The sequence below is a fragment of the Streptomyces sp. NPDC026522 genome (assembly GCF_055567555.1).
The window spans coordinates 127,886-153,792 of record NZ_JBVHQF010000003.1; the positions used below are offsets into that span (position 1 = coordinate 127,886).

A 25,907-nucleotide genomic window follows, 5' to 3' on the forward strand; every position below is an offset into this window, starting at 1 on the left:
CTATGGCGCCAAGCGGGCGCTCGGGCGTGCCTTACAGGGGCCCGGACCGCCCATGGCCCGGTACCCCCGCCCGTCGTCGGCTCCCTGACGGCTGGTCGCCGCCCGGGAGCGTCAGTCGGTGGCGTTGACGGCGTCCTCCACCGTGGTGTGGATCGGGAACACCTTCGTCAGACCGGTAATACGGAAGATCTTGAGGATGCGCTCCTGGTTGCAGACCAGACGCAGCGAGCCCTCGTGGGCGCGAACGCGCTTGAGGCCTCCCACGAGCACACCGAGGCCGGTGGAGTCGAGGAAGTCCACTCGCTCCATGTCGACAACCAAGTGGTAGCTGCCGTCGTTCACCAACTCCACCAACTGCTCGCGCAGCTTGGGCGCGGTATACACATCAATCTCGCCACCGACCTCTACGACCGTGCGGTCGCCGACAGTGCGAGTCGACAGGGACAGGTCCACGGATCCTCCAGCACCTTGCTATCGAGCGGCGCCCCCCAGGGGCCTCCCTACCCGAAGGTAGAGGAGGGATTGGCTGCCGCAATGGCATTCAATCACTTACCGGCAGGCGCGCACGACGCCTTGGGACCATTGTCCCGCACGCCAGTGACACACTCGGTTCCAATGGCCAATACTCACGATCCCGGTCGGCCCACGGCTCACGCGGACGCACGACCCACCCCCGGCACGGTCCTGGACCGGCTGGCAGCGGGGCCTTCCCGGGCTGCGCGCATCACCCATACGGAGCACTTGCCCCCTCGGGCGGGTCGTCATGCGGTCTGGCCGGACCGTATTCGATCAGATGTCGTAGCGGCCATCGCCGCCGCCGGGATCGAACATCCGTGGGCCCACCAGGCCGAAGTCGCCGAGCACGGCCTGGACGGCACCTCCGTGGTCGTCGCCACCGGTACCGCCTCCGGCAAGTCGCTGGCGTACCTGGCGCCCGTCCTGTCCGCCCTCGCGGACGGCGCGCAGGCGCCCAACGGGCGGGGAGCGACCGCCCTCTACCTGGCCCCGACCAAGGCCCTGGCAGCCGACCAGCGGCGGGCCGTCCGGGCGCTGGCCGCGCCGCTGGGCAACGCGATCCGCCCCGCCGTGTACGACGGGGACACGCCGGTGGAGGAACGCGAATGGGTCCGCCAGTACGCGAACTACGTCCTCACCAACCCCGACATGCTGCACCGGGGGATCCTTCCCGGCCACCCGCGCTGGTCCTCGTTCCTCAAGGCGCTGCGCTACGTCGTGATCGACGAGTGCCACACCTACCGGGGCGTTTTCGGATCGCACGTGGCGCAGGTGCTGCGGCGGCTGCGGCGGCTGTGCGCGCGCTACGGCTCCGAGCCGGTCTTCCTGCTGGCGTCCGCCACCGCGAGCGACCCGGCGGCCGCGGCGTCCAGGCTGACCGGGGTGGCGGTCACCGAGGTCGCGGACGACGCCTCGCCGCGCGGCGAGGTGGTCTTCGCCCTGTGGGAGCCGCCGCTGACCGACCTCAAGGGCGAAAGGGGCGCCCCCGTGCGCCGCACCGCCACCGCCGAGACCGCCGACCTGCTGACCGATCTGGTGGTCCAGGGGGTACGCACGGTCGCCTTCGTGCGCTCCCGGCGCGGCGCCGAGCTGATCTCGGTGATCGCCCAGGAACGGCTGGCGGCGGTGGACCGCTCGCTGCCCGGGCGGGTCGCCGCGTACCGCGGCGGCTATCTGCCGGAGGAGCGGCGCGCCCTGGAGCGGGCCCTGCACTCCGGGGAGCTGCTGGGGCTGGCCGCGACCACCGCCCTGGAGCTGGGCGTGGACGTGTCGGGCCTCGACGCCGTCCTGATCACCGGGTACCCGGGCACCCGGGCCTCCCTGTGGCAGCAGGCGGGGCGGGCCGGCCGCTCGGGGCAGGGGGCGCTGGCCGTCCTGATCGCCCGGGACGACCCGCTGGACACCTACCTGGTGCACCACCCCGAGGCACTGTTCCGCCGACCGGTGGAGGCCACCGTCCTGGACCCCGACAACCCGTACGTGCTGGCCCCGCACCTGTGCGCGGCCGCGGCGGAGCTTCCGCTGACGGAGCCGGACCTGATCCTGTTCGGCCCGGCGGCCGCGGAACTGCTCCCCCAGCTGGAGGCGGCGAGACTGCTCCGGCGCCGGGCGACGGCCTGGCACTGGACCCGGCGGGAGCGCGCCTCGGACCTGACGGACATCAGGGGCGGCGGCGGGCGCCCGGTGCAGATCGTGGAGGCCGCCACGGGCCGGCTGCTCGGCACGGTCGACGAGTCGGCCGCCCACACCGCCGTCCACGACGGGGCCGTCCACCTCCACCAGGGGCGCACCTATCTGGTGAAGCACCTGGACCTGGAGGATTCGGTGGCCCTGGTGGAGGAGGCCAGCCCGCCGTTCTCGACGACCGCCCGGGACACGACCTCCATCTCGGTGCTGGAGACCGAGCACGAGATCCCGTGGGGGCGGGGACGGCTCTGCTTCGGCTCCGTCGAAGTCACCAACCAGGTCGTCTCCTACCTGCGGCGCAGGCTGCTGTCCGGTGAGGTGCTCGGGGAGGCCAAGCTGGACCTGCCGCCGCGCACCCTGCGTACCCGCGCCGTGTGGTGGACGGTCACCGAGGACCAACTGGACGAGGCCCGGATCAGCCCGGAGATACTCGGCGGCGCCCTGCACGCCGCCGAGCACGCCTCCATCGGGCTGCTTCCCCTGTTCGCCACGTGCGACCGCTGGGACATCGGCGGCGTCTCCGTCCCGCTGCACCCGGACACCCTGCTGCCGACGGTGTTCGTCTACGACGGCCACCCCGGCGGAGCCGGCTTCGCGGAACGGGCCTTCCACACGGCACGCGCCTGGCTGACGGCGACCCGCGACGCCATCGCCGCCTGCGAATGCGCGGCCGGCTGCCCGTCGTGCATCCAGTCCCCCAAGTGCGGCAACGGCAACGACCCGCTCCACAAGCGCGGCGCGATCCGCCTCCTCACCCGCCTCCTGGCGGAAGCCCCCCAACCGGCCGACCCGCTCGGGCCCGACGCCCCGCGGGAGCCGCGGGAGCCGCGGGAGCCGCGGGAGCCGCGGGAGCCGCGGGAGCCGCGGGAGCCGGGACCTTGAGGAGGCGCGGCCACCGGAACCCGCCCGGGCAGCCCCACCTCCCCGGGGCATCGGCGTAATCACCCCGAGCCGGGCCCCCGCCCCGCCCGGCCGACCCGCTGGGGTCGGCAGGCCCAGAGGCGGCCCCGCGCAGGCGCCCACGAGCCGGGGTCGGTCTTTACGAACGCCGCCGAGGGGGCCCGGCCCCGCACGGGCCGGGACGGGCCCGGGCGGCCCCGCACGGACGCCGACGGGCTCTGGCGGCTCCCTCCGGACGCCGACGGGCTCTGGCGGCTCCCTCCGGGCGGCGACCGGTAGGGGTGGGCCCGCGCGGGCGGTGGAGGAGGGGGTGAAGGGGCCCATCGGGGCGCGGGCCGTGACGTCCGCTACCTCCCCCCGCAGGCGGCACTCCGTCAGGGCCGCCCCCTGGGCCCGGGCCACCCGGGCCGCCGTCCCGCACGCGACCTCGGGGCCGTGCGCCCAGGCGGCCGCCGCCGCGAGGGACGCCAGGTCCGCCGCGGCCGCCGCCCGGTGGCGTGCCACGACCGCCTGCCCCAGCAGCAGCACACCCCCGAACACCGCCCCCAGCACCGTCGTCACCAGCGCGGCCCACACCGTGGCGGAACCCCGGTCCCGGCTCACGGCGGCGGCCCCACGCTGTCCTCCGCCAGGGCCACCGCCTGCGCACCCAGCCGGACCGGTAGCCCGCCCGGCCCGGGCGCGGGCGCGGACACCCGGACCCGCCAGAGGTCGCCCGCCCGCTCCAGCCCCACCTCCGCCCCCGGCGGGGCGGCCGCCTTGGCCGCCGCCACCGCCACGTCCGCCGGCTCCGACCGGGCCGCGGCCCTGGCCCCGGCCCGCGCCGCGTCCACGCACCGGATCTGCGCGGCCGCCGCCATCAGCGCCCACACCAGCAGCGCCGCGAACAGCACCAGCGCCGGGATCACCAGGGCCGCCTCCGCCGTCACATATCCGCGGTCTCCGATTCCCCCCGGAGCTTTCTCAGAACGGCACATCGAGGGCCTTCCCGATGGTCGATTGAAGCGCCGTCGAAACCACTTCACTCGTCACCACCTTGTACAGAACCGCGGCGAACGCACAGGCCGCGATCGTGCCCATGGCGTATTCCGAAGTCGACATCCCCGCGTCGCGGTGACGACCGGTCAGTGCCGCCCGAACCCGAATCCAGATGATCTTCATGAGAGCCTCCTGTTGGATTACGTTCTTGATCTGTTTTCAGCTGGTGATCTCAACTGCCCGAAAAGAGACCGGAAGCCATACCGATCACCACGGGCGCCACTCCCAGCGCGAGGAACGCGGGGAGGAAACACAGCCCCACCGGTGCGGTGATGAGCACCGCCGCCCGCTGTGCCCTGGCACCGGCCTGCCGGACCCGGTCGGCCCTCACGGCCGCCGCCAGGCGGGAGACCGGCTCCGCGGCGGGCGCCCCCGTACGGGCCGCCCGCTCCAGGCACTCCGCCAGCGGACGGGCACCCGGTATCTCGGCCAACCTCCCCCACGCCGACCCAGGTTCGCCGCCGAGCCGAAGCTCCGCGCCGGCCAGCGCAAGCCGCTCACCGACCGGACCGCCCAGCGATTCCCCCACCACCTCGGCCGCTTCCACCGGACCGGCCCCGGCCGCCAGACACGCCGCCAGCAGGTCGGCCGCGAACGGCAACTGCCGCTCCGCTTCTGCCGGATCCACCCCGGCCGCCGGGCGGTGCCGGAGCACCCGCCGCACACCGAACGCCGCCCCGCAACCGAGCAGTGCCCCCAGCACCCCGCCGACCAGCACCCAGCACGCCACCAGCGCTCCGGCCGGCCCGGCCCACGCCGCCGCCAGGCCACGTATCCGCCCGCCCCAAGCCGGCCCGGGCCGGGCCGCCTGCACCGCCAGCAGCGCCGAGAACCGGCGGCGGGCCGCCCGCTCCCGTATCCGCGCCGCCACCACCGACCCCAGACACAGCACGGCCACCGCGAGGCAAGCCGCCATCTCCAGCCGGTGAGCCACCGGTCCGCCCATCACCGCTCCCCCATCCGTACGATCCGCCGGCACCACAGCAGTCCCAGCACCTCCAGCACCCCGCCCGCCAACAGGCAGCCCCATCCCATCGGGGTGTGCAGCAGCACCCGCAGCGGATCCGCGCCGAGCGCCGTCCCCATCAACAGCCCCACCAGCGGCAGCAGCGCGAGCACCACCGCGGTCGATCTGGCCCCCGCCAACTGGGCCCGCAGCGACTCCTGCCGGTCCCGCTCGGCCCGCAACGCCCCCTCCAGCCGCTCCAGTCCGGCGGCCAGCCCCGCGCCGCCGTCCACGGAGACCCGCCAGCAGGCCGCCATCCCGGCCAGCCCTTCCGAACCCGGCTCCCACGCCGCCTCGCGCAGCGCCGCCGCCACGTCCCCGCCGAACGCCGCGGCGGCCAGCACCCCGGGTTCCGCCGCGCCGGCCCGGCCCTCCCCGGCGGCTGCCCGCCGGATCGCGGCGGTCAAGGCCTGCCCGGGCTGCGCACCCGCCCGCAGTTCCCCCACGGCAGCCGCGCACAGCGCCACCACCTCGGCTGCCCGTCCGGCCCGGTCCCGTTCCCGCTCCCGGATCCGCAGCCACCGCCGCACCAGCGGCACCGAGGCCGCCCCCAGCAGCACGGGGATCACCGACCCGCCGAGCAGCGCCACCAGCAGGCCCACACCCAGGCCGGTCCACTCCCGCCACCGCGCGGCCCGCACCCGCACCGCGATCACCAGCCGCTCCCAGCGGACGGGACCACCCGGCAGCACCGGCCCGCCCCCGCCCAGCACCAACCGGGCCCGCCGCGACACCTGGTCGCCCCCAGCCAGCAGCCACGCCGCGGTTCCGGCACACAACAGCCCGGCGAACACGGGCACCGAGCCCACGGCCCCCACCGCCCCGGCGCTCACCGGGCACCGCCCAGCAACGGGCCGAGTCTGGCCCAGCCGTGCTCCCGTACGAAGCCCCGCGCACCCCACCGCAGCGCCGGCACCGTGACCACCAGGCCGGCCGGATCCCGCTCCAGGACGTGCACCTCGGCGACCCGACGGCGGCCGGAGCGGTCCCGTACCAGGTGCACCACGAGGGCCAGCGCGGCCGCCAACTGGCTGTGCAAGGCGGCCCGGTCGAGCCCGGCCGCCGTCCCGAGGGCCTCCAGCCGAGCCGGTACGTGCGCCGCGGCATTGGCGTGTACCGTGCCGCACCCGCCTTCGTGCCCGGTGTTCAGCGCCGCCAGCAGGTCGGCCACCTCCGCGCCCCGGACCTCGCCCACCACCAACCGGTCGGGCCGCATCCGCAGCGCCTGCCGGACCAGGTCCGCCAGGGTGACCAGCCCCGCCCCCTCCTGGTTGGCGGGCCGGGTCTCCAGCCGCACCACATGCGGATGGTCGGGGCGCAGCTCGGCCGAGTCCTCGGCGAGTACGATCCGCTCGCCCGGGCCGACCAGCCCCAGCAAGGCACTGAGCAAGGTGGTCTTGCCCGTGCCGGTCCCACCGGAGACGAGGAACGACAACCGGGCCTCGACCATCGCCGCCAGCAGCGTTTGCCCGCCGGGCGGCAGCGTGCCCGCGGCCACCAGCTCGTCCAGCGTGAAGGCCCTGGGCCGCACCACCCGCAGCGAAAGGCACGCCGACCCGACCGCCACGGGTGGCAGTACGGCATGCAACCGGGTGCCGTCCGGCAGCCGGGCGTCGGCCCAGGGCCGGGCGTCGTCCAGCCGCCGTCCCGCGACGGCCGCCAGCCGCTGGGCGAGGCGGCGCACCGCCTCGGCGTCGGCGAAGGTCACCCCGGTCAGCTCCAGCCCGCCGCCCCGGTCCACCCACACCCGGTCCGGGGCCGCCACCAGCACATCGGTGACCTCCGGATCCGCGAGCAGCGCCTCCAGCGGGCCGGCGCCGACCAGCTCCGACCGTAACTCGGCGGCCACGCCCAGCACTTCCGCGTCCCCGAGCAGCCGGCCCTGTGCCCGCAGAGCCGCCGCGACCCTGGCCGGCGTCGGCTCCGCCCCGCTCTCGGCGAGCCGCTGCCGCACCGCGTCCAGCAGCACCGCGCTCATGCCGGCACCCCCTGGGCGGAGCCGAGCGCCCGCTGCCAGAAGCCGTCACAGAACCGGGCGAGCGCGCCACGCCCCCGCGCCCCCGGCGGTTCCCCCTCGGCCACCCGCCCCGGAAGCCCCACCTCGACCGGCACCACCCCGGCCAGCGGCGCCCCCAGCAGGTCCGCCACGGCTTCGGCGTCGAGCCCGTCAGGACAGCGGCCCCGTACGACGACGCGGACGTCCCGGGCCACCATCCGCACCCCAGCGGCCACCCGCCCCGCGGCGGCAACGGCCCGCAGCTCGCCCGGCACCACCATCAGCACCAGATCCAGCTGGGCCAGTACCTCGGCGACGGCTTCGTCCACCCGCCGGGGCAGGTCGACCACCACCACCCCGCCCCGGCGCCGGGCAGCGGCCACCACCGACCGCATCGCGGCGGGCGGCACCACGACCCGGTCCCCGCGGTCCCAGCTCAGCACCCTCAGGGCGTGCAGCTCGGGCAGTGATTCCTCCAGCGCACCGGCACCCACCCGGCCCCGCGACCCGGCGAAGTCCGGCCAGCGCAGCCCTTCGGCGGCCTCGCCGCCGAGCAGCACATCCATTCCCCCGCCGAGCGGGTCCCCGTCGATGAGGATGGTCCGCTCCCCGGCCCGGGCGGCCCGCACGGCGAGGGCGCAGGCCAGGGTAGAAGCCCCGGCTCCGCCACTGCCGCCGATCACCCCAACGGCGAGGGCGGGCCGGCCTGCCCCTTCCACCACATCGGCGATGCGGTCGACCAGCCTGCTCTCGGCGTCGGGCAGCCGCAGCACCTCCTCAGCCCCGATCTCCACCGCCCGCTGCCACACCCCCGGGTCGTCCAGGTCCCGGCCCACGAGGAACACCCCGTCCCGCCGCGGCGCTCCGCGCACCCGCCGCGCGGCGTCGTCCCCGACGAGGACGAGAGGGGCGGACTCCCAGTCGGTGCCACCGCGCGGCCGGCCCGCCTCCTCGTCTCGGTCGTCGGCGCCGTTGACGCCGCTTGGCGCCTCCCCGTCCGCGCCCGTCATCTCACTCGCGGCCCACCCGGCCCGGCGGACGCCTGCCGCACCGAGCGTTCCGCTTTGCTCGGGCACCGCGTGGTGCACATGCGGTTCGGCGCCCGCAGCGGCGCACAGCCGCAGCAGATCGTCGAGCAGCAGGGGATCCTCGGTGATGATCAACGGCCGTCCGCCACCGGGCACGGGCCCGCCCGTCCGGTTCGGCGCCACGGCCCCACCCGACACTCCGAACTCCGGAACTTCACACGACTTCGATCCAGCCACGATCTCCGCCCCCTTCTCTCTGCAAATCCATGAACCGCGGACTTCGCGGCTGGAATCACGGTGCAGCGATCAGGAAAAAGAAGTGGATCTTGCTCGATATCTGTGGACAAGAACGCGGTTGTGGATATCTCCACCACCCCATCGGGTGAGTTCAGAGCGCGCCGGAACAACTACACAGAGTCACGAGTTCTGAGGGGTGAGGGCCTTCGCAGGCGGGCCCACCGAACAGGAGGGGCTGGAAAGATGTTCATCAAGAGCCGAAGGCAAGGGGCGCGAACCGCGCCCGGACATGCGACGACCCCCGCCGGGGGGGAGAGCGGGGGTCGTCCCCACGGTCCGACTCGGGGGGGGAGGAGCCAGACCGGGTTAGCACGGTCGCGAACGATCCGTGACTTCCATGGTGTACCCGAGAGCCTTCTCAGGCAAACCCACGCGCCACACCTTACGCCGAATGGTGGGCGCATATGCTCGGGGCGTGGAAAATCAGCCCTTGCCGCACTCCTCGCCTCGGACCGCTGCCTTCTTCGACCTGGACAAGACCGTCATTGCGAAGTCAAGCACCCTGACCTTCAGCAAGTCGTTCTACCGGGGCGGCCTGATCAACCGGCGGGCCGTCCTGCGCACCGCGTACACCCAGTTCATCTTCCTGGCCGGCGGCGCCGACCACGACCAGATGGAACGGATGCGCGAGTACCTGTCCGCCCTCTGCAAGGGGTGGAACGTCCAGCAGGTGCGCGAGATCGTCGCCGAAGCCCTGCACGACCTCATCGACCCGATCATCTACGACGAAGCCGCGTCGCTGATCGAGGCCCACCACACCGCCGGGCGTGACGTAGTGATCGTCTCCACCTCCGGCGCCGAAGTGGTCGAGCCCATCGGGGAGATGCTCGGCGCGGACCGCGTCGTGGCCACCCGCATGGTCGTCGGCGAGGACGGGTGCTTCACCGGAGAGATCGCCTACTACGCCTACGGACCGACGAAGGCCGAAGCCGTGCGCGAACTCGCGGAGTCCGAGGGGTACGACCTCGCGCGGTGCTACGCCTACAGCGACTCGATCACCGACGTGCCGATGCTGGAGGCGGTCGGACACCCGCACGCGGTGAACCCCGACCGGGCCCTGCGCCGCGAGGCGGTGGCCCGGGAGTGGCCGGTGCTGGTCTTCAACCGGCCCGTACGGCTGAAGCAGCGGGTGCCCGGGCTGTCGATGACCGCCCGACCGGCGTGGGTGGCCGCGGCGGCCGTCGGAGCGGCGGCGGTCACCGCCGGGCTCGTCTGGTACGCCAGCCGCCGCCGGGCCGCCACCGCGGCCGCCTGAAAGCCGGCCTGATTCCGACCCGGCCGGCACGCCGGCCGATGGCCCCGGCCGACGACCCCGGACGACGGCCGCGGGCGACAACCGGGTCGACCACCCGAGCCGGCGTGCGCCCCAAGCAGCGCCGGCTCGGCCCCCGCGCGCCCTGACCGGCGCTCCGGTCGGCGCGCCGGAATGCCCTGCCCCGCGCCAGCCTCCCTGCCCAACCGCCCCTCTTAACCCCCCGCAATGCTCCGCAATGGCCAACTCCGTCCGATATCACATGTCCGGATCACCCGTAAATGCGAAGAAAGGTAAAGAAGTGAGGCCCAGGGGTTTCGCTCCTCTCGGAAGCGGAGTACAAAGGAATCAACGGCCCGCGAGACCAAAGAACATCCGAGAGGATCATCTTTAAAACGCAGTAAGGCCCACGGACCGAGCAGGAACGCCGAGCACCCACGCGACGTCGACCCGTCGATTACGGGCCAGCCGCACCAGGCACGGGCAAAGTTCCCGGCCTGATGGGCAACATCGAGGACGCTTGGTACCCCGGCGGGAATGCCAGCGGCGACACCAAAGCAAGACGGTGTCGCCGCAACCCTGTGCGGGGAGCCCCCGGGGGACGCGCCCGCCGGGACGATCAGGCCGCGCCGCGCTGGAGCGCCTCGCAGACCGCCGTCGACTCCCGCACGCCCAGTTCGACCGCCCGCCCGCAGTGCGCGATCCAGGCCGCCATCCCCTCCGCGGTTCCGGAGAGGTAGCCGTCGAAGGCCGCCACGTACGCCTGTCGGCCCTGCTCCGCGTGGCCGACCTCCGCCGGGCAGATCGCCTTCGGGTCGAGCCCGCTGTTGATCAGCACGATGCGCTCGGCCGCCCGCGCGACCAGGCCGTTGTACGTGCCGAACGGACGCAGCGCCAGCAGTTCGCCGTGCACCACCGCCGCCGTGACCAGCGCCGGGGCCGAGCCGCCCGCGATGACCAGCCGGGACAGCCCGTCCAGCCTGCCCGCGACCTCATCGGCGCTCGGCAGCGGGGCCTCGATCAGCGGCTCGTCCACCGGCTCGCCCGCCAGCCGGGGCCGCCCCACCGTGTCACCGCCGCGCTCACCGGCCCCGACCCCTGCCCCAGCCCCCGTCGGCAGCGTGGACCCCGAGGCGACCAGGTGCAGGCGCGCGAGGACGCGCAACGGCGACTGGCGCCAGATGCTCAGCAGCTGCCCGGCCTCGGCCGTCAGGCGCAGGGCCGCACCCACCGTGCGCGCCTGCTCCTCCGCGCCGAAGTCGGTCCGGCGGCGCACCTCCTCCAGGGCCCAGTCGGCCCCGGACAGCGCCGCGCTGGCCCGCGCCCCGCGCAGGGCGGCTTCCGAGGTGATCTCGCCGCCGCGCCGGCGCATCACCCGGTGCCCGTAGACCCGGTCCACGGCCTTGCGTACGGAATCCACGGAATCGGCGACACCCGGCAGCCCGGCCAGTGGGGCCAGCGGGTCAGCAGCGCTACTCATAAGTAAGGAGCCTACGCACTGCCGCCCCATAGCACCGACCCCTCCTTGGAGTGGTCTTCTTCACTCACTCAGAGCACAGACAGCGATCGATCGACTACCCTTCGTGAACATGAAGATCGCTTTCGTGGGAAAGGGCGGCAGCGGAAAGACGACGCTGTCCTCCCTCTTCATCCGCCACCTCGCAGCCAATGAAGCCCCTGTCGTCGCGGTGGACGCCGACATCAACCAGCACCTCGGCGTCGCCCTCGGGCTCGGCGAGGACGAAGCCGCGGCGCTTCCCGCCATGGGTGCGCACCTTCCGTTGATCAAGGACTATCTGCGCGGATCGAACCCGCGCATCGCGTCCGCCGAGACCATGATCAAGACGACCCCGCCCGGCACCGGCTCACGGCTGCTGCGGATCACCGAGGACAACCCGGTGTACGCCGCGTGCGCCCGCACCGTGCTGCTCGACGGGGAACCCGTACGGCTCATGGCCACAGGGCCGTTCACCGAGGCCGATCTGGGCGTGGCCTGCTACCACTCCAAGGTCGGCGCGGTCGAACTGTGCCTGAACCACCTGGTGGACGGCCCCGACGAGTACCTCGTCGTCGACATGACCGCCGGCTCGGACTCCTTCGCCTCGGGCATGTTCACCCGCTTCGACATGACCTTCCTGGTGGCCGAGCCCACCCGCAAGGGCGTCTCCGTCTACCGCCAGTACAAGGAGTACGCCCGGGACTACGGGATCGCCCTCAAGGTGATCGGCAACAAGGTGCAGGGCCCCGAGGACATCGAGTTCCTCCAGGACGAGGTGGGCGAGGACCTGCTGGTCACGGTCGGGCACTCGGACTGGGTGCGGTCGCTGGAGAAGGGCCGCCCGGCCGCGTTCGAGCTGCTGGAGGCGACCAACCGGCTCGCGCTGCAGGCGCTCCAGAACGCCGCCGAGGACTCGTACGCCGACCGCGACTGGGTCCGGTACACCCGGCAGATGGTCCACTTCCACTTGAAGAACGCCGAGAGCTGGGGCAACGCCAAGGCCGGGGCCGACCTCGCGGAACAGGTCGACCCCGGCTTCGTCCTCGGCGAGGCGCGCCCCGCCGGATCGCAGGGGCTGGTCAGCCCTCGTCCGAACCCGCCTCGGCCGGCTCCGCAGCCGGCTTGACCTCGGCCGGGGCGGCCGGCTTGGCCGGCGGCCCCGCCGTCAGGAGCTTCGCCCAGCCGTCCTTGGGGGCCTCGCCCACGTCGAGCGTGCGCATCCACTCCAGGACCTTGGGGTCCTGGGCGTCCAGCCAGTCGGCCAGTTCACGGAACGGCACGCAGCGGACCTCCTTCTGCGTGCACATCGACTTGATGGAGTCCTCGACGGCCTTCATGTAGGTGCCGCCGTTCCAGGACTCGAAGTGGTTGCCGATGATGAGCGGCGCACGGTTGCCCTGGTAGACCCGGTCGAAGGCCTTCTGCAGGCCGTCGCGCATCTGCTCGCCCCAGTACGCGTGCTGCGACGGGTCGCCCTGCGTGGTCGTCCCGGACTGGTTGACCATGTAGTTGTAGTCCATGCTCAGGGTCTCGAACGCGCGGCCCGGCATGGGCACCAGCTGGAGCGGGATGTCCCAGAGGCCGTCCTTCTTCTTCGGCCAGATCTGCTTGCTGATACCGCTGGAGTCGTACCGGAAGCCCATGTCCCTGGCCGCCAGCATGAAGTTCTTCTGGCCTTCGAGGCAGGGGGTGCGGGCGCCGATGAGCTCCTTGTCGTAGTCGAAGGGGAGCGCCTCCATGTCCTTGAGCGCGGGCGAGTTGGTCTTCCAGTTCTTGACGAAGGACTTGGCCTGGTTGATCTCGCTCTTCCACTCCTCGACGGACCAGGTGCCCACGCCGCCGTCGGGTCCGCAGAAGTGGCCGTTGAAGTGGGTGCCGATCTCGTTGCCCTCCAGCCAGGCCGCACGGACCTGGGTGGCGGTGTCCTTGATGCCCTGCGGGTCGCCGAAGCCGATGTCGGAGCGGCCCGGTCCGTGCTGCGGGGCGTTGTAGAGGGAACGCTTCTCCTCCGGCAGCATGTACAGCCCGCTGAGGAAGTACGTCATCCGCGCGTTGTATTCCTTGCCTACTTCGCGGAAGTGGGAAAAGAGCTTCTGACTGTCCTCGCCCGCGCCGTCCCAGGAGAAGACGACGAACTGCGGGGGCTTTTCCCCGGGCTTCAGCTTCTCGGGCTGCTGTACGTTCGGCTGGCGGCCGGTGTACGAGGTCGAGCCGTCGCCGATGAGCCGGTTGACGCTGCCCGGGGCGGCCTCCGGGGCGCCGGGGCCCTTCTTGGCGTTCGGGCCCCCGAGAGCAGGGGGTTTGGCGGGTTCCGAGCTTCCGCACCCGGAGGCTCCCAGTACCAGGACCGTGGCGACCAGGCCGCCGGCGATCTTCTTCGTAGCGGCGATCATCCGCACACCTCTCCCTCGCAGTTCCCTCGTGGGACTTCCGGGCGCACCGTCCCACGCGGTCTGCTTTGAAGAAGATGTGACAAGCCGGACAAAATGCTTAATCACTCTTGAGGGTTAATTCCTAGCCCGTTTGCCCCCATTCCCTCCCATCTCTCTTTACTCTCCATTACCATCCATTTACCGAGTATTGACTCCCGCCGCTTCATCCCTCCTCAGAGGAGACGGGAACCCATGACAGCCACCTCCGCCACCAGTTCCACCGCCACCCGCCACCCAGGCAGCCGGCCCGGCAAAGGCCTGCCGGCAAGCCTGTCCGCAGATCTGTCCGCCTCCGTCGCCGTCTTCCTGATCGCCCTGCCCCTTTCCCTCGGCATCGCGCTGGCCACCGGCGCCCCGCTCCAGGCCGGGCTGGTGGCCGCGGCGGCCGGCGGAATCGTGGCCGGGCGGCTCGGCGGTGCGCCGCTCCTGGTGAGCGGGGCGGCCACCGGACTGACCGTGGTCACCGCCGAGTTGATCCAGCGCTACGGGTGGCGCACCACCTGCGCCATCACCGTCCTCGCCGGTTGCTGCCAGCTCGGGCTCGCGTTCCTGCGCACCGCCCGGTCGGCGCTCATGGTGAGCCCGGCCATCGTGCACGGCATGCTCGCGGGCATCGGGGTGACCATCGCCCTGGCCCAGCTGCACATCGTGCTCGGCGGCACCCCGCAGAGCTCCGCCCTCGCCAACGTCCGGGGCCTTCCCGCCCAGTTGGCCGATCTGCACCCCGCGGCGCTCGGCGTGAGCGTGCTGACCCTGGTCGTGCTGCTCGGCTGGCCGCGGCTGCCCGGACAGACCGGGCGGGCCCTGCGCAGAGTGCCCGCCGCGCTCGCCGCCGTCGCCGCGGCCACCACCTTCGCCGCCCTGGCGGGGCTGCGCCTGCCGCGGGTCGACCTGCCGTCCTGGCGCAGCCACGCACTGCCGGAGCTGCCCGAGGGGCCGGTGCTCGGCATCGTCGCCGCTGTCCTGACGGTCACGCTGGTCGGCAGTGTGGAGTCCCTGCTGTCCGCCGTGGCCACCGACAAGCTGACCGCCACCGGCCGGACCAGCGGCAGCCGCCCGCCGCGCGCCGACCTCGACAAGGAGCTGCGCGGGCAGGGCGCGGCGAACGTCATTTCCGGAGCGCTGGGCGGGCTGCCCGTCGCGGGCGGGGCCGTGCGCAGCGCGGCGAACGTCAGGGCCGGGGCCGTGAGCCGTCGGGCGACCATGCTGCACGGGCTGTGGATCATGCTTGCCGCCGGGCTGCTGGTCCCGGTCCTCGACCTGATCCCGCTCGCCTCGCTCGCCGCGCTGGTGATGGTGGTGGGGGTGCAGATGGTGAGCGCGACGCACGTGCGCACCGTCACCCGGCACCGGGAGATCCTGGTCTACGCGACGACGATCGCGGCCGTGGTGCTCGGCGGCGTCCTGGAGGGGGTGACCGTCGGCATCGCGGTGGCCGTGGCGGTCGCCCTGCACCGGCTCGCCCGGACCCGGATCACGGTCGAAGAGCTGGACGGGGTGCACCGGGTCTGGGCCCGTGGGCAGTTGACCTTCCTCGCCGTCCCGCGGCTGAGCCGGGTGCTGAACCAGATCCCGCACGATGCGCAGGCGGTGATCGAGCTGGACGGCTCGTTCATGGACCACGCCGCCTACGAGGCGCTCCAGGACTGGAAGGACGCGCACGTCGCGCACGGCGGTTCGGTCGAGGTGACGGGCCGGGCCGGGGCCCGGCCCGCCGAGAGCGCCCGGGGCGAAGGCGGTGAGCCGGCCCAGCGCGGGGCGCACCACTGCTGCCGCCCCTGGACGCCCTGGAAGAACCACTGCGACCACCGCGCCGCCGGGAGCGAGGAGGACCGTACGCTTCCCGGACCGACGGCGGCCGCGGCCACCGCGGCCGAGCCGCGGCGGCGCGGGGCCGGTCAACTGGCCAGCGGGATCACCGCCTTCCAGCGGGACACCGCGCCGCTCGTGCGGGACGAGCTGGCCCGCCTCGCCCGCGAGGGGCAGCAGCCCTCCCAGCTGTTCCTCACCTGCGCCGATTCGCGTCTGGTGACCAGCATGATCACGGCCAGCGGTCCGGGTGACCTGTTCACGGTGCGCAACGTCGGCAACCTGGTCCCGCTCCCCGGTGCGGAAGCCGCGGACGATTCGGTCGCGGCGGCGATCGAGTACGCCGTGGACGTACTCCAGGTGGACAGCATCACCGTGTGCGGGCACTCCGGCTGTGGCGCGATGCAGGCCCTGCTGAGCTCGCACCCGGGTACCCCGATGACCCCGCTGCGGCGCTGGCTGCGGCACGGACAGCCCAGCCTGGAGCGGATGCGGAGCCGGCACCACCCCTGGGCCCGGATCGCGGGCCGGCTGCCGGCGGACGCCGTGGAGCAGTTGTGCCTGACCAACGTCGTCCAGCAGCTGGAGCACCTGCGGGCGCACGACTCGGTGGCGCGCCGACTGGCCGAGGGCACCCTGGAGCTGCACGGGATGTACTTCAACGTGGGCGAAGCCCAGGCGTACCTGCTCTCGGAGGGCGACGACTTCTTCGACTGCCGGATCTTCGACAGCGTCGGCGGCCACGCCTGACCCGCCCCCGGCGGGGTACGGAACCGGCCACGCCGAGGCCAGCGCGGCTCCCGAACCGATAACCTCCCGTATCCGTGCCACCCAGTGGCCCCTTTCCGCACCCTGCAGCGGGAAGGGGTCATTGGCATGGGCTCAGCCGTGCTATAGGTCTAAACCAATTTTCGGCTACCCCTTGTCACCTGGGCCGCTGACTGATGAGCTATGCCCCGGGGACACAACGGACACCCTGGGAAAGGGAGATGTCGTGAGCAACGAAAGCCTGGCCAATCTGCTCAAGGAGGAGCGGCGGTTCGCACCGCCCGCCGATCTGGCCGCCGCCGCCAACGTCACCTCGGCTGCGTACTCGGAGGCCGAGGCGGACCGGCTGGGCTTCTGGGCCGAGCAGGCCCGGCGGCTGACCTGGGTCACCGAGCCGACGGAGACGCTCGACTGGACGAACCCGCCCTTCGCGAAGTGGTTCGCGGACGGCACGCTGAACGTCGCGTACAACTGCGTGGACCGGCACGTCGAGGCCGGCAACGGCGACCGGGTCGCCCTCCACTTCGAGGGTGAGCCCGGCGACAGCCGCTCGATCACCTACGCCGAGCTCAAGGACGAGGTCTCCAAGGCCGCCAACGCCCTGACCGAGCTGGGCGTGCAGGCCGGTGACCGGGTCGCGGTGTACCTGCCGATGATCCCCGAGGCCGTCGTCGCGATGCTCGCGTGCGCCCGTGTCGGCGCCGCCCACTCGGTGGTCTTCGGCGGTTTCTCCGCCGACGCCGTCGCCTCCCGCATCCAGGACGCCGACGCCAAGCTGGTCATCACCGCCGACGGCGGCTACCGCCGCGGCAAGCCCAGCGCCCTCAAGCCCGCCATCGACGAGGCCGTCGCCAAGTGCCCGCAGGTCGAGCACGTGCTCGTCGTGCGCCGCACCGGACAGGACACCGCTTTCACCGAGGGCCGCGACGTCTGGTGGCACGACATCGTCGGACGCCAGTCCGCGGAGCACGCCCCGCAAGCCTTCGACGCCGAGCACCCGCTGTTCATCCTGTACACCTCGGGAACCACGGGCAAGCCCAAGGGGATCCTGCACACCTCCGGCGGCTACCTGACCCAGGCCGCGTACACCCACCAGGCGGTGTTCGACCTCAAGCCGGAGACCGACGTCTACTGGTGCACCGCCGACATCGGCTGGGTGACCGGGCACTCGTACATCGTCTACGGTCCGCTCGCCAACGGCGCCACGCAGGTGATGTACGAGGGCACCCCGGACACCCCGCACCAGGGCCGGTTCTGGGAGGTCGTGCAGAAGTACGGCGTCACCATCCTCTACACCGCGCCCACGGCGATCCGGACGTTCATGAAGTGGGGCGACGACATCCCCGCGAAGTTCGACCTGTCGAGCCTGCGGGTGCTCGGCTCGGTCGGCGAGCCGATCAACCCCGAGGCCTGGATCTGGTACCGCAAGCACATCGGCGGCGACCGCTGCCCGATCGTGGACACCTGGTGGCAGACCGAGACCGGCGCGATGATGATCTCCCCGCTGCCGGGCGTCACCGAGACGAAGCCGGGCTCGGCGCAGCGCGCGCTGCCCGGGATCGGCGCCACGGTGGTGGACGACGAGGGCCGCGAGGTCCCGGACGGCGGGGGCGGCTACCTGGTCCTCACCGAGCCGTGGCCGTCGATGCTGCGCACCATCTGGGGTGACGACCAGCGGTTCATCGACACCTACTGGTCGCGCTTCGAGGGCAAGTACTTCGCGGGCGACGGCGCGAAGAAGGACGAGGACGGCGACATCTGGCTGCTCGGCCGCGTCGACGACGTGATGCTGGTGTCGGGACACAACATCTCGACCACCGAGGTCGAGTCCGCGCTCGTCTCCCACCCCTCGGTCGCCGAAGCGGCGGTGGTCGGTGCGAACGACGAGACCACCGGCCAGGCCATCGTCGCCTTCGTCATCCTGCGCGGCAGCGCGTCCGAGACGCAGACCCTGGTCGCCGAGCTGCGCGACCACGTGGGTGCCACGCTCGGCCCGATCGCCAAGCCGAAGCGGATCCTGCCGGTGCAGGAGCTGCCGAAGACCCGCTCCGGCAAGATCATGCGCCGGCTGCTGCGCGACGTGGCGGAGAACCGGGCGGTCGGTGACGTCACCACGCTCGCCGACTCCTCGGTCATGGACCTGATCCAGAGCAAGCTGCCGGCCGCCGGCAGCGAGGACTGAGCCCGGCGGAACGGCTCCGATCCGGGCCTCGGGGGCCATCCGGCGCGACGCGCCGGATGGCCCTTTCGTGCATAAGGTGAAGATCGCCGGATATGCCCTTGCGCACCGCCTGTAAAGTATTAAGAACGTAAAGAATCACCCAGGGTGCGCCGGGAAGTCTGGTCGGCAACGAGCTTCGCCATGCCGTCCAACCGCCCCGGAGGTGCCCCACGTGGCCGCGCCCAGCCCCACCGACCACCAGAACCGCAAGCTGCTCGGCCGGCTCTCGCTGCCCGAGCGCCGCTACGTCGCCGACGCCCTGCGGACCGAGACCGTCGGCGGTGTGCTCCTCCTGGTGGCCGCGATCGCCGCACTCGTCTGGGCCAACGTCCCCCCGCTGGCGGACAGCTACGAGAGCGTCCGGTCCTTCCACGTCGGCCCCGCCGCGCTCGGCCTGGACCTCTCCCTCCAGCACTGGGCGGCGGACGGTCTGCTCGCCGTCTTCTTCTTCGTCGCCGGCATCGAGCTCAAGCGCGAACTCGTCGCGGGTGACCTGCGCGACCCCAAGGCGGCCGCCCTCCCGGTGATCGCCGCCGTCTGCGGCATGGCGGTGCCCGCGCTGGTCTACGTACTGGTCAACGTGCTCGGGGACGGCTCGACGGACGGCTGGGCCGTCCCGACCGCCACCGACATCGCCTTCGCGCTCGCGGTCCTCGCGGTCATCGGCACCTCGCTGCCGTCGGCCCTGCGCGCGTTCCTGCTGACCCTGGCCGTGGTGGACGACCTCTTCGCCATCCTGATCATCGCGGTGTTCTTCACCAGCGACATCAACTTCCCGGCGCTCGGCGGCGCCGTCGCGGGCCTGGTGCTCTTCTGGTTCCTGCTGCGCGGTGGCGTCCGGGGCTGGTACGTCTACGTCCCGCTCGCCCTGGTGATCTGGGGCCTGATGTACAACAGCGGGGTGCACGCCACCATCGCCGGTGTCGCGATGGGCCTGATGCTGCGCTGCACCCGCAAGGAGGGGGAGCACACCTCTCCGGGCGAGCACGTCGAACACCTCGTACGCCCCCTCTCAGCGGCCCTGGCCGTCCCCCTCTTCGCCCTCCTCTCCGCCGGTGTGTCGCTCTCCGACGAGGCGATCGCCCAGGTCTTCACCCGGCCGGAGACCCTCGGCGTGGTGCTCGGCCTGGTCGTCGGCAAGACGATCGGCATCTTCGGCGGCACCTGGCTGGCCGCCCGCTTCACCAAGGCCGAACTGAACGAGGACCTCGCCTGGCCGGACGTCTTCGCGGTCGCCTCGCTCGCCGGCATCGGCTTCACCGTGTCCCTGCTCATCGGCGAACTCGCCTTCGCGGGCGACGCGACCCTCACCGACGAGGTGAAGGCCGCCGTCCTGATCGGCTCGCTCATCGCCGCGGTCATCGCTTGCGTGCTGCTCAAGCTCCGCGACCGCAAGTACAGGGCGCTGACGGAGGCCGAGGAGCGCGACGAGGACCACGACGGCATCCCGGACATCTACGAACTGGACAACCCCGAGTACCACCTGCGGATGGCGCGGATCCACGAGGAGAAGGCGGCCGAGCACCGCCGCCTCGCGGCAGCGGCCGCGACGCTCTCGGGCGGCGAAGCGGCGGCCGGGTCCAGCGCAGAGCGCGACCGTCCGGCATGATCTGAACTGACGGAGGACAGCCGTCGCCGACGGACGACATAGGGAGAGAGCGATGAGCGCGTTGGACCAAGGGGTGCAGGGAGCCGAGCGCACACTCGGCCAGCTGGTCGCCTCGGCGACCGCCGAGATGTCCGCCCTGGTGCACGACGAGATCGCCCTCGCGAAGGCGGAGCTGCGCCAGGACGTCAAGCGCGCGGGCACCGGCGGCGCCGCGATCTCCATCGCAGGAGTGTTCGCGCTCTTCTCCCTGCCGGTGCTGAGCTTCGCCGCGGCGTACGGGATCCACAACCTCGGGCTGGGGCTCGCCTGGTCCTTCCTCATCGTCGGCGCCGCGTTCCTGCTGCTCGCCGGGGTGCTCTCGCTGCTGGCCATCTCCAAGTTCAAGAAGGTCAAGCCGCCGGAGCGGTCCATCGCCTCCATGAAGGAGACCGCGGCCGTCGTCGGGACCGTCAAGCCGCACCCCCGCCCGGTCAGTGACAACGCCGTGGGTGTGGCACGCTCGTCCTCATGACAGCCCCCTCGCCGGCTTCCGGCACCCCGCCCACGGCCGCCTCGGCGGTACGGCTCGACATCCCCGGCGGGAAGGAAGTGACTCACCGGGACGTCGCCGCCAACGGGGCGCGGTTCCACGTCGCCGAGCTCGGTGACGGGCCGTTGGTGCTCCTGCTGCACGGTTTCCCGCAGTTCTGGTGGACCTGGCGGCACCAGCTGACGGCCCTCGCCGACGCCGGATACCGCGCCGTCGCAATGGACCTGCGCGGAGTGGGCGGCAGCGACCGTACGCCGCGCGGCTACGACCCGGCGAACCTGGCGCTCGACATCACCGGCGTCATCCGGTCCCTGGGCGAGCCGGACGCCGCCCTCGTCGGGCACGACCTGGGCGGCTACCTCGCCTGGACGGCGGCCGTGATGCGGCCGAAGCTGGTCCGCCGGCTGGTGGTCTCCTCGATGCCGCACCCGCGCCGCTGGCGCGCGGCGATGCTCGCGGACTTCGGTCAGGCCCGGGCGAGTTCGCACATCTGGGGGTTCCAGCGGCCGTTCGTCCCCGAGCGGCAGCTCGTCGCCGACGACGGGGCGCTCGTGGGCCGGCTGATCCGGGACTGGTCCGGACCGGTGCCGCCCGAGGACGCCGACGTCGAGGTGTACCGGCGCGCGATGTGCATCCCGTCCACCGCGCACTGCTCGATCGAGCCGTACCGCTGGATGATGCGCTCGATGGCCCGGCCCGACGGGCTCCAGTTCAACCGGCGGATGAAGCGTCCGGTGCGGGTGCCGACGCTGCACCTGCACGGCTCGCTCGATCCGGTGATGCGCACGCGCAGCGCCGCGGGTTCCGGGCAGTACGTCGAAGCCCCTTACCGGTGGCGGCTGTACGACGGTCTGGGGCACTTCCCGCACGAGGAGGACCCCGCCGCCTTCTCGGCGGAACTGGTGAACTGGCTCAAGGACCCCGAACCGGACCGCTGAGCGGACCGGCCCCGGCAGTCGGCCGATCCTTCGTACGGTCGTGTGATGGTCGTTCAATTGCCCGGCGCATAGGCCAATTGGCCGCCCCGTACGGGATTACCGACCTTGGGGCCCGGGCACAGCTCGGAGTATGGGCTGGACGCACGACTACCGTGACACCGCACACGAACGCCGCTCGGCCGCCGCGCCGGGCACCCGCGAGGGGGAGGGCCGCGACGGCCACGACCCTCGGCTCGGGATCCCGCGCATCCTGCGCCGCCGGGCCCGCTGGGTTTCGGCCCGGCTGCGCCATCCGCGGATGTAGAGCCCTCCGGGCCCGCTGCTGCTCCGGGGGCTGCGTCTAGAGCGCGCAGCCCTGGCTGTCGACCCGCCCTTCGGCGGTCTTCCCGCTCCGGATGTCGTCGCGGATCTCGTCCGCCGTCAGGGCGTAACCGGTGTTGGGGTCGTCCAGCGACTTGGCGAAGACGACCCCGTACACCTTGCCCTCGGGCGTCAGCAGCGGGCCGCCGGAATTGCCCTGGCGGACCGTCGCGAACAGGGAGTACACGTCCCGCCGGACCGTGCCGCGGTGGTAGATGTCCGGGCCACTGGCGTTGATCCGGCCGCGGACGCGCGCCGAACGGATGTCGTACGAGCCGTTCTCCGGGAAGCCGGCCACGATCGCGTCGCTGCCGCTCGCCGCGTCCTTGTCGGTGAACTCCAGCGCGGGCGCCCTCAGCCTGGGCACGTCCAGGACGGCGATGTCGCGCTCCCAGTCGTAGAGCACCACCTTGCCGTCATAGAGCTTTCCCTCGCCGCCCACCTGGACGGTCGGCTCGGCGACCCCGCCGACGACGTGCGCGTTGGTCATCACCTTGCCGGGTGCGAACACGAAGCCCGTGCCCTCCAGCACCTTGCTGCAACTGGGCGCGGTGCCGACGACCTTCACGATCGACCGCTTGGCCAGGTCGGCGACCCCGCTCCGGGCGAGCGCCGGATCGGGCGCCCGCACCTCGGTGATCGGCTCGTTGGAGAACGGGCTGAACACCTGCGGGAAACCGTTCTGCGCCAAGGTCGAACTGAAATCCGAGAACCAGGTGTTCGCCTGCGCCGGCACCACCCGCGACACCCCGAGGAGCACCTTGGAGTTGCGGACCTCCTTGCCCAGGGTGGGCAGTGAGGTCCCGGCCAGCGCGGATCCGATCAGCCATGCCACGAGCAGCATCGCGACGACGTTCACCAGCGCCCCGCCCGTGGCGTCGACCGCGCGGGCCGGGGACCAGGTGATGTGCCGTCTGAGCCGGCTGCCCAGATGGGTGGTGAGGGCCTGGCCGATCGAGGCACAGATGATGATCACGACGACGGCGATCACCACGACGGTGGTGGAGACCTGGGTGCCGTTGTCCGTGACCCGGTCCCAGATCAGAGGCAGCAGCGACACGGCGATGAGACCACCGCCGAGGAAGCCGATCACCGACATGATGCCGACGACGAAGCCCTGGCGGTAGCCCACGATCGCGAACCACACGGCGGCGACCAGCAACAGGATGTCCAGCACGTTCACGTGGGCCACCGTCTCATGCGCGCCAGTCGATCGTGACCTCACGTGATCGGTCCCACTCCCGCTCCCATCCCGCGAAGTGGAGCAGCCGGTCGATCACCCCCGCGGTGAAACCCCAGACCAGAGCCGATTCGACGGTGAAAGCGGGGCCCAGATGGCCGCTCGGATGCACCGCTGTCACGCGGTGCGCGGGATCCGCGAGATCCGCCACCGGCACCGTGAAGACCCGGGCCGTCTCCGCCGGATCCACGGCGCCGACCGGGGTCGGGACCCGCCACCAGCCGAGCACCGGGGTCACGACGAACTCGCTGACCGGGATGTAGAGGCGGGGCAGCGCCCCGAAGAGCTGGACCCCGGCGGGATCGAGGCCGGTCTCCTCCTCGGCCTCCCGCAGGGCGGCCCGCAGCGGCCCCGTGGTCTGCGGGTCGCCGTCCTCGGGGTCGAGGGCGCCGCCCGGGAAGGACGGCTGGCCCGCATGCGAGCGCAGGCTCCCCGCACGTTCCTGGAGCAGCAGCTCCGGGCCCTGGGGACCCTCGCCGAAGAGGATCAGCACGGCGGACTGGCGGCCCCGCCCGTCCTCGGGGGGCAGGAACCGGCTCAGCTGGTGGGGCCGCACCGTACGCACGGCCTCGACCACCGGATCCAGCCAGCCGGGCAGCCCCCGGGTGCTCAGGGGCACGCCGCCGCGCGGGCCGACGTACGGCTCACCGCCCTGGGCCCCCGGCGCGCCCAGCGGCACGCCCGTCACGCTCTCGTCCCTCGTACCCCGCGTCATAGGCACCCCTGCTCCTGGATCCGTGTCCACCCCGGCGACGGCGACACCCGCTCAACGCGGCCCGGCGCCGGTTTCGTTCCTCGGCGAGCCGCGCGGGCCCCGTCCTCAGGGCGCCGGGGCGCCCAAGGGCGGGGCGGGCAGGCCCGGGTAGTCCGGCGGCGGGCTCAGCCGCTGGCCCGGCTGGCCGCCCTTCTCGTACTTGAGCAGCTTCCGCGCCTTCTCGGGATCGGTCTCACCCTCCCCGTACGACGGGCAGAGCGGGGCGATCGGGCAGGCACCGCAGGCGGGCTTGCGGGCGTGGCAGATCCGGCGGCCGTGGAAGACGACGCGGTGGGAGAGCATCGTCCACTCGCTCTTGGGGAAGATCGCGCAGATCTCCTCCTCGACCTTCTCCGGATCCTCCTGCTCGGTCCACTTGAAGCGGCGCACCAGCCGCCCGAAGTGGGTGTCGACGGTGATCCCCGGGACACCGAAGGCGTTCCCGAGCACCACGTTGGCCGTCTTGCGGCCCACGCCCGGCAGCGTCACGAGGTCCTCGATCCGGCCCGGCACCTCGCCGCCGAAGTTCTCGCACAGGGCCTGCGAGAGGCCGAGCAGGGACCTGGCCTTCGCCCGGAAGAACCCGGTCGGCCGGATCAGCTCCTCCAACTGCTCCGGGGCGGCCGCGGCCATGGCCTCGGGGCTCGGGTAGGCGGCGAACAGGGCCGGGGTCGTCTGGTTCACGCGCAGATCGGTGGTCTGCGCGGACAGGACGGTGGCCACCAGGAGCTCGAACGGGTTGCGGAAATCCAGCTCCGGGTGGGCGTACGGGTAGACCTCGGCCAGTTCCCGGTTGGTCCGGCGGGCCCTGCGGATCATCGCGAGGCGGGATTCCGGCTTCGGGGACCGGGCGGGGGTGCCGGGCTTGGCGGTGCCGGGCTTGGCGGTAGCGGGCTTGGGGGTACTGGGCTCGGCGCTCCCCGCGCGGGTGCCGTTCTTGGCCGGTGCCGCCTTCGGCTGCTTCGCGGCCCGCCCGGATGCGGGTTTCTTGGTCGAACCTTTGCCCTCGGGGCCCGGCGGAGCCGCCGAGGACGACCTCCCGGGGGCGTGTTCGCCCACGGCTGAATTCTGGGCCGCCGTCACTCCTGCGGACCCCATGGCCTGTGCTCTCACCGGCTTATTGGACACCCGGCCAGCCTAAGGCCGGCCGCTGACACCCGCCCGGACCTCAGGTAACACCACCCCGATGGGGCTCTCGCCGCACAGCACGCCCGCGCGTCCGGCATCCTTGTGATTGATCGCACTGTTTCAGCCGTCCGGCAAAATGGGGAGCGGTCCCCTGAGCCGGTCGACATAGGAGAGAGACTCGTGGACGACGTTCTGCGGCGCGCCCCGCTCTTCGCGGCGCTCGATGACGAGCAGGCCGCGGAGCTCCGCGCCTCCATGGGCGAGGTGACCCTCGCACGCGGTGACGCCCTGTTCCACGAGGGCGACCCCGGTGACCGGCTCTACGTGGTCACCGAGGGCAAGGTGAAGCTGCACCGCACCTCCCCCGACGGCCGCGAGAACATGCTGGCCGTCCTCGGTCCCGGCGAGCTGATCGGCGAGCTGTCGCTGTTCGACCCGGGTCCGCGCACCGCCACGGCGACCGCGCTGACCGAGGTCAAGCTGCTGGGTCTGGGCCACGGCGACCTCCAGCCCTGGCTGAACGCCCGGCCCGAGGTCGCGACCGCGCTGCTGCGCGCCGTGGCGCGGCGCCTGCGCAAGACCAACGACCAGATGTCCGACCTGGTCTTCTCCGACGTTCCGGGCCGTGTGGCCCGCGCCCTCCTGGACCTGTCGCGCCGCTTCGGCGTGCAGTCGGAGGAGGGCATCCACGTCGTGCACGACCTCACGCAGGAGGAGCTGGCCCAGCTCGTCGGCGCCTCCCGCGAGACCGTGAACAAGGCGCTGGCCGACTTCGCGGGCCGCGGCTGGCTGCGGCTGGAGGCCCGTGCGGTGATCCTGCTGGACGTGGAGCGGCTGGCGAAGCGCTCGCGCTGACGCCGCGGCGCCACCACAGGCCGGTGCGGAAGGGTCCTGCCCCCAGA

At 72.6% G+C, this 25,907-nt stretch carries 22 protein-coding genes and 1 pseudogene; 10 read left to right on the top strand and 13 right to left on the bottom strand.

Going from position 1 to position 25,907, the window contains the following annotated elements:
* Positions 1-111: 111 nt before the first annotated feature.
* The gene (gene bldG, locus ACZ4M3_RS08925) at positions 112-453 is read right to left on the bottom strand and encodes an anti-sigma factor antagonist BldG (protein ID WP_008743037.1); all 342 of its coding nucleotides are present in this window, start codon (positions 451-453) and stop codon (positions 112-114) included.
* Between the two features lie 81 nt (positions 454-534).
* On the opposite strand from bldG, the gene ACZ4M3_RS08930 reads away from it, so the two are divergent.
* A complete protein-coding gene (locus ACZ4M3_RS08930; RefSeq protein ID WP_467730940.1) occupies positions 535-3,084 on the top strand; it encodes a DEAD/DEAH box helicase in 2,550 nt (849 codons plus the stop codon).
* 360 nt (positions 3,085-3,444) lie between these two features.
* Here the strand turns inward: ACZ4M3_RS08930 and ACZ4M3_RS08935 are convergent.
* The 7 genes and pseudogenes from ACZ4M3_RS08935 to ssd form a co-directional block, all read right to left on the bottom strand.
* Positions 3,445-3,705, bottom strand: a pseudogene (locus tag ACZ4M3_RS08935) (Rv3654c family TadE-like protein); the annotation flags it as partial.
* Positions 3,702-4,079 (bottom strand): TadE family type IV pilus minor pilin, encoded by a 378-nt coding sequence (locus ACZ4M3_RS08940; protein ID WP_467730941.1) that lies wholly within the window; start codon positions 4,077-4,079, stop codon positions 3,702-3,704. The pseudogene ACZ4M3_RS08935 and the gene ACZ4M3_RS08940, both read right to left, overlap by 4 nt.
* A complete protein-coding gene (locus ACZ4M3_RS08945) occupies positions 4,066-4,263 on the bottom strand; it encodes a DUF4244 domain-containing protein (RefSeq protein WP_467730942.1) in 198 nt (65 codons plus the stop codon). Before ACZ4M3_RS08945 ends, ACZ4M3_RS08940 begins: the two co-directional genes overlap by 14 nt.
* Positions 4,264-4,312: 49 nt before the next feature.
* Entirely contained in the window at positions 4,313-5,086 is a 774-nt protein-coding gene (locus ACZ4M3_RS08950) for a type II secretion system F family protein (RefSeq protein WP_467730943.1), read from the bottom strand.
* Positions 5,086-5,955, bottom strand: coding sequence for a type II secretion system F family protein (locus ACZ4M3_RS08955; protein WP_467730944.1), 870 nt, complete (start codon positions 5,953-5,955; stop codon positions 5,086-5,088). Before ACZ4M3_RS08955 ends, ACZ4M3_RS08950 begins: the two co-directional genes overlap by 1 nt.
* A 20-nt stretch (positions 5,956-5,975) precedes the next feature.
* A complete protein-coding gene (locus ACZ4M3_RS08960) occupies positions 5,976-7,124 on the bottom strand; it encodes a TadA family conjugal transfer-associated ATPase (protein ID WP_467730945.1) in 1,149 nt (382 codons plus the stop codon).
* Positions 7,121-8,353, bottom strand: coding sequence for a septum site-determining protein Ssd (ssd, locus tag ACZ4M3_RS08965; RefSeq protein WP_467730946.1), 1,233 nt, complete (start codon positions 8,351-8,353; stop codon positions 7,121-7,123). Before ssd ends, ACZ4M3_RS08960 begins: the two co-directional genes overlap by 4 nt.
* Positions 8,354-8,858: 505 nt before the next feature.
* Here ssd and ACZ4M3_RS08970 point away from each other — a divergent pair.
* Positions 8,859-9,722 carry an HAD family hydrolase gene (locus ACZ4M3_RS08970; protein ID WP_467730947.1) on the top strand — a complete coding sequence of 288 codons (864 nt, stop codon included), beginning with the start codon at positions 8,859-8,861 and terminating at the stop codon, positions 9,720-9,722.
* A gap of 616 nt (positions 9,723-10,338) precedes the next feature.
* Here the strand turns inward: ACZ4M3_RS08970 and ACZ4M3_RS08975 are convergent.
* Complete coding sequence (locus ACZ4M3_RS08975; protein WP_467730948.1) at positions 10,339-11,199, bottom strand: Fic family protein; 861 nt, start codon at positions 11,197-11,199, stop codon at positions 10,339-10,341.
* Positions 11,200-11,308: 109 nt separating this feature from the next.
* Between ACZ4M3_RS08975 and ACZ4M3_RS08980 the strand changes: the two genes are divergently transcribed.
* A complete protein-coding gene (locus ACZ4M3_RS08980) occupies positions 11,309-12,343 on the top strand; it encodes an ATP-binding protein (RefSeq protein ID WP_467730949.1) in 1,035 nt (344 codons plus the stop codon).
* Here the strand turns inward: ACZ4M3_RS08980 and ACZ4M3_RS08985 are convergent.
* The gene (locus ACZ4M3_RS08985; RefSeq protein ID WP_467730950.1) at positions 12,297-13,610 is read right to left on the bottom strand and encodes a polysaccharide deacetylase family protein; all 1,314 of its coding nucleotides are present in this window, start codon (positions 13,608-13,610) and stop codon (positions 12,297-12,299) included. The genes ACZ4M3_RS08980 and ACZ4M3_RS08985 overlap by 47 nt on opposite strands.
* Positions 13,611-13,841: 231 nt before the next feature.
* Here ACZ4M3_RS08985 and ACZ4M3_RS08990 point away from each other — a divergent pair, with 231 nt between their 5' ends.
* The 6 genes from ACZ4M3_RS08990 (at position 13,842) to ACZ4M3_RS09015 (ending at position 21,827) form a co-directional block, all read left to right on the top strand.
* The gene (locus tag ACZ4M3_RS08990; protein WP_467730951.1) at positions 13,842-16,208 is read left to right on the top strand and encodes a SulP family inorganic anion transporter; all 2,367 of its coding nucleotides are present in this window, start codon (positions 13,842-13,844) and stop codon (positions 16,206-16,208) included.
* 244 nt (positions 16,209-16,452) lie between these two features.
* Complete coding sequence (gene acs, locus ACZ4M3_RS08995) at positions 16,453-18,408, top strand: acetate--CoA ligase (protein WP_467730952.1); 1,956 nt, start codon at positions 16,453-16,455, stop codon at positions 18,406-18,408.
* A gap of 211 nt (positions 18,409-18,619) precedes the next feature.
* A complete protein-coding gene (nhaA, locus tag ACZ4M3_RS09000; protein WP_467730953.1) occupies positions 18,620-20,056 on the top strand; it encodes a Na+/H+ antiporter NhaA in 1,437 nt (478 codons plus the stop codon).
* 52 nt (positions 20,057-20,108) lie between these two features.
* A complete protein-coding gene (locus tag ACZ4M3_RS09005) occupies positions 20,109-20,567 on the top strand; it encodes a phage holin family protein (RefSeq protein ID WP_453354911.1) in 459 nt (152 codons plus the stop codon).
* Complete coding sequence (locus ACZ4M3_RS09010) at positions 20,564-21,523, top strand: alpha/beta fold hydrolase (protein WP_467730954.1); 960 nt, start codon at positions 20,564-20,566, stop codon at positions 21,521-21,523. The genes ACZ4M3_RS09005 and ACZ4M3_RS09010 overlap by 4 nt, the downstream gene beginning before the upstream one ends.
* Before the next feature lie 130 nt (positions 21,524-21,653).
* Complete coding sequence (locus ACZ4M3_RS09015; RefSeq protein ID WP_467730955.1) at positions 21,654-21,827, top strand: hypothetical protein; 174 nt, start codon at positions 21,654-21,656, stop codon at positions 21,825-21,827.
* Between the two features lie 36 nt (positions 21,828-21,863).
* On the opposite strand, the gene ACZ4M3_RS09020 is transcribed toward ACZ4M3_RS09015, so the two are convergent.
* The 3 genes from ACZ4M3_RS09020 to nth all read right to left on the bottom strand — a co-directional run bounded on the left by ACZ4M3_RS09020 (position 21,864) and on the right by nth (position 24,975).
* Positions 21,864-23,066: a MarP family serine protease gene (locus ACZ4M3_RS09020; protein ID WP_467730956.1), complete on the bottom strand. Its 1,203-nt coding sequence runs from the start codon at positions 23,064-23,066 to the stop codon at positions 21,864-21,866.
* A 13-nt stretch (positions 23,067-23,079) separates the two neighbouring features.
* Positions 23,080-23,838, bottom strand: coding sequence for an NUDIX hydrolase (locus ACZ4M3_RS09025; RefSeq protein ID WP_467730957.1), 759 nt, complete (start codon positions 23,836-23,838; stop codon positions 23,080-23,082).
* A gap of 105 nt (positions 23,839-23,943) precedes the next feature.
* Positions 23,944-24,975, bottom strand: a complete 1,032-nt coding sequence (gene nth / locus ACZ4M3_RS09030; RefSeq protein ID WP_467730958.1) for an endonuclease III — start codon at positions 24,973-24,975, stop codon at positions 23,944-23,946.
* A gap of 210 nt (positions 24,976-25,185) precedes the next feature.
* Between nth and ACZ4M3_RS09035 the strand changes: the two genes are divergently transcribed.
* Entirely contained in the window at positions 25,186-25,860 is a 675-nt protein-coding gene (locus tag ACZ4M3_RS09035; RefSeq protein WP_003981529.1) for a Crp/Fnr family transcriptional regulator, read from the top strand.
* The last annotated feature ends 47 nt before the right edge of the window (positions 25,861-25,907 follow it).

What these genes read in the sequence shown, in the direction of transcription:
- ACZ4M3_RS09010 (WP_467730954.1), top strand. Translation starts at nt 20,564, where the DNA reads ATGACAGCCCCCTCGCCGGCTTCCGGCACCCCGCCCACGGCCGCCTCG.
- ACZ4M3_RS08950 (WP_467730943.1), bottom strand. Translation starts at nt 5,086, where the DNA reads ATGGGCGGACCGGTGGCTCACCGGCTGGAGATGGCGGCTTGCCTCGCG.
- ACZ4M3_RS08960 (WP_467730945.1), bottom strand. Translation starts at nt 7,124, where the DNA reads ATGAGCGCGGTGCTGCTGGACGCGGTGCGGCAGCGGCTCGCCGAGAGC.
- ACZ4M3_RS08970 (WP_467730947.1), top strand. Translation starts at nt 8,859, where the DNA reads ATGGTGGGCGCATATGCTCGGGGCGTGGAAAATCAGCCCTTGCCGCAC.
- ACZ4M3_RS08980 (WP_467730949.1), top strand. Translation starts at nt 11,309, where the DNA reads ATGAAGATCGCTTTCGTGGGAAAGGGCGGCAGCGGAAAGACGACGCTG.
- ACZ4M3_RS08930 (WP_467730940.1), top strand. Translation starts at nt 535, where the DNA reads ATGGCATTCAATCACTTACCGGCAGGCGCGCACGACGCCTTGGGACCA.
- ACZ4M3_RS08940 (WP_467730941.1), bottom strand. Translation starts at nt 4,079, where the DNA reads ATGTGCCGTTCTGAGAAAGCTCCGGGGGGAATCGGAGACCGCGGATAT.
- ACZ4M3_RS08975 (WP_467730948.1), bottom strand. Translation starts at nt 11,199, where the DNA reads ATGAGTAGCGCTGCTGACCCGCTGGCCCCACTGGCCGGGCTGCCGGGT.
- ACZ4M3_RS09005 (WP_453354911.1), top strand. Translation starts at nt 20,109, where the DNA reads ATGAGCGCGTTGGACCAAGGGGTGCAGGGAGCCGAGCGCACACTCGGC.
- ACZ4M3_RS09015 (WP_467730955.1), top strand. Translation starts at nt 21,654, where the DNA reads ATGGGCTGGACGCACGACTACCGTGACACCGCACACGAACGCCGCTCG.
- nth (WP_467730958.1), bottom strand. Translation starts at nt 24,975, where the DNA reads ATGGGGTCCGCAGGAGTGACGGCGGCCCAGAATTCAGCCGTGGGCGAA.
- ACZ4M3_RS08985 (WP_467730950.1), bottom strand. Translation starts at nt 13,610, where the DNA reads ATGATCGCCGCTACGAAGAAGATCGCCGGCGGCCTGGTCGCCACGGTC.
- ACZ4M3_RS08945 (WP_467730942.1), bottom strand. Translation starts at nt 4,263, where the DNA reads ATGAAGATCATCTGGATTCGGGTTCGGGCGGCACTGACCGGTCGTCAC.
- ACZ4M3_RS08990 (WP_467730951.1), top strand. Translation starts at nt 13,842, where the DNA reads ATGACAGCCACCTCCGCCACCAGTTCCACCGCCACCCGCCACCCAGGC.
- ACZ4M3_RS09025 (WP_467730957.1), bottom strand. Translation starts at nt 23,838, where the DNA reads ATGACGCGGGGTACGAGGGACGAGAGCGTGACGGGCGTGCCGCTGGGC.